The organism is Bartonella sp. AA168HLJHH, from assembly GCF_042197365.1.
In the GTDB taxonomy this organism is placed as follows: Bacteria; Pseudomonadota; Alphaproteobacteria; order Rhizobiales; family Rhizobiaceae; genus Bartonella.
In genome coordinates, this window is sequence record NZ_JBHIRS010000054.1 from 1 (window position 1) to 2,073 (window position 2,073).

General features: G+C 39.8%; 4 protein-coding genes and 1 pseudogene. All 5 read left to right on the top strand.

Going from position 1 to position 2,073, the window contains the following annotated elements:
• Positions 1-80: 80 nt before the first annotated feature.
• Positions 81-857 carry a type IV secretion system protein gene (locus ACFINM_RS09620; RefSeq protein ID WP_375641278.1) on the top strand — a complete coding sequence of 259 codons (777 nt, stop codon included), beginning with the start codon at positions 81-83 and terminating at the stop codon, positions 855-857.
• A 24-nt stretch (positions 858-881) separates the two neighbouring features.
• Complete coding sequence (locus ACFINM_RS09625; protein ID WP_375621772.1) at positions 882-1,148, top strand: EexN family lipoprotein; 267 nt, start codon at positions 882-884, stop codon at positions 1,146-1,148.
• A pseudogene (locus tag ACFINM_RS09630) lies at positions 1,148-1,459 on the top strand (EexN family lipoprotein); the annotation flags it as partial. The gene ACFINM_RS09625 and the pseudogene ACFINM_RS09630, both read left to right, overlap by 1 nt.
• A 137-nt stretch (positions 1,460-1,596) precedes the next feature.
• Positions 1,597-1,869, top strand: a complete 273-nt coding sequence (locus tag ACFINM_RS09635; RefSeq protein ID WP_375621771.1) for an EexN family lipoprotein — start codon at positions 1,597-1,599, stop codon at positions 1,867-1,869.
• 2 nt (positions 1,870-1,871) lie between these two features.
• Positions 1,872-2,073 (top strand): EexN family lipoprotein (locus ACFINM_RS09640; protein ID WP_375641280.1); only part of this gene is annotated, 202 nt, incomplete at its 3' end.

Consider the following 2,073-nt stretch of genomic DNA (forward strand, 5'->3'; position numbering starts at 1 on the left):
GAACTCCTAGAGACCATTATGGATGAAGTTGGACAATCTCCAGAAAAATGGCTTCCTATTTTTCAAGAAAGGTCAAAGCAATGAAAAAACTTTTATTGGCAACAGCTCTTTGCGCAATTTCTTTTGGTTTAACAACCAATTCATTTGGTTTTGGCGGTATTGTATTTGATCCCAAGGCTTTTGGACAAATGATTAAACAAGTTCAACAAGGCCAACAACAGCTTAACAAGTTGCAAGAACAAATTCAACAAGGTGCACAACAGCTTGAGCAATTAAAGAGCCAACTCGATCAAGCGAAACAGTTATATAACTCCTTAAATGTCAAGCCTGACATTTCGGGATTGAAAGAGATGTTTAACAAGCAAGGGAGCAGTGGCGCCCTTCCTTCAGACTTTAACCACTTTCAACAATCAATGGGCAGTGGTGGCGGCGGTGGCGGTGGCGGCGGCAGCAAAAACACGCAAAAATGGCAAGAAGAACTTAAATACAAAGAGCCCGCGGGGGGCGCAGACTCAAAAGAGGCAGTAGATGCTTTTTACACACAGGAAGTGAAAAAAGCTGAACAGCGCGTAGTAGGACAAGCAGCAAAAGGACAAGACGTCTACGAAGAAGCCAGTGAAACACAAAAAAACATTACCAAGCTCCTTGACGAACTTGGAAGTACTGAAGATGCGGGTAAAATTCAAGGCATTCAAGCACAATTAGCAGCGGTACAAGCAGACCTCCAAACAAAAATACTCCAAATGCAAGCTGCCATGATGATTCAACAAGCGGAAGAAAAAGCGGCAGAAAGACGTGAAATAGAAGAATTTAAAGCACGAACCAAAGCTTTAGCCCAAAAAATGCGTGGTCAATAAACGAGAAAAAAGAGGGGCTTGAATATGAACAAGATCATCATAACAACATTGCTACTTTGCACAGGGCTCATCACCACTGGATGTGAAAAAACCCACAGCGTAGAAGAACTTAAAAAAAATAAAAAACTGATGGAAGAAGTATTAGTGAAATGTTTGACGTCAGGGGATTTGAATTCGAAAAATTGTAAAAATGCAGAGCAAGCTGAACTTGAAACCCGTAAAAAATGGGGAGGCTTTGGCTCGACAAATGACGATAAACAAGAATCTGAAAAGAAACAGGACAATAAATAATGAATAAAGTTCTCATAACAACATTGCTACTTTGCACAGGGCTCATCACAGCTGGCTGTGAAAAAACTTATAGCGTCGCAGAATTTAAAAAAGATAAAAAATTATTTGAAGAATGGGCTGTGAGATGTGGATGGTCAGGAACTTCAAAAAATTGTGAAAATGTAAGAGTAGCCGATCACGAACTTGCGGCAGAGCGCAGGAAAAAGGCTGAAGAAGAAAACCGTAAACGTAGAGAAGAATGGGAAAAAAAGCAAAAAGAAGAAGAAGCTAAAAGAAAAGCTGAACATGAAAAATGGAAAGCAGAACAAGAAGCAAAGCGACGCGCTGAAGAAGAACGAATTGAAAAATGGGAAGCTGAAGCTGAAAAACGGAGAATTAAAGAAGACGCTGAATGGCGAGCTAGAATTAAAGAGGATCAGAAAAGAATAGATAAGATCTGGAGCACGCCATGAAGAAAATCGTCATCACCACACTGCTACTTTGCACAGGGCTGATCACCACTGGATGTGAAAAAACCCACAGCGTCGCAGAATTTAAAAAAGATCACAAATTATACGAAAAATGGAAAATGAAATGTATGACATCAGGGGATCTCGATTCGCAAAATTGTAAAAACGCAGAGCAAGCTTATCGTGAGAGTCTTCCAACATGGGGATGGGGGAGAACTGGCTCAACAAATGACGATAAACAAGAATCTGAAAAGAAACAGGACAGTCATTAATCATGAATAAAGTTCTCATAACAACATTGCTACTTTGCACTGGGCTCATCACAGCTGGATGTGAAAAAACCTACAGCGTAGAAGAATTTAAAAAAGATGAAAAATTACGCCTAGAGTGGGATGCTAAATGTGGATTTGCAGGAACTTCAAAAAATTGTGAAAACATGCGGTTAGCATTTTTAGAACTTCAAAAAGAATATGAAG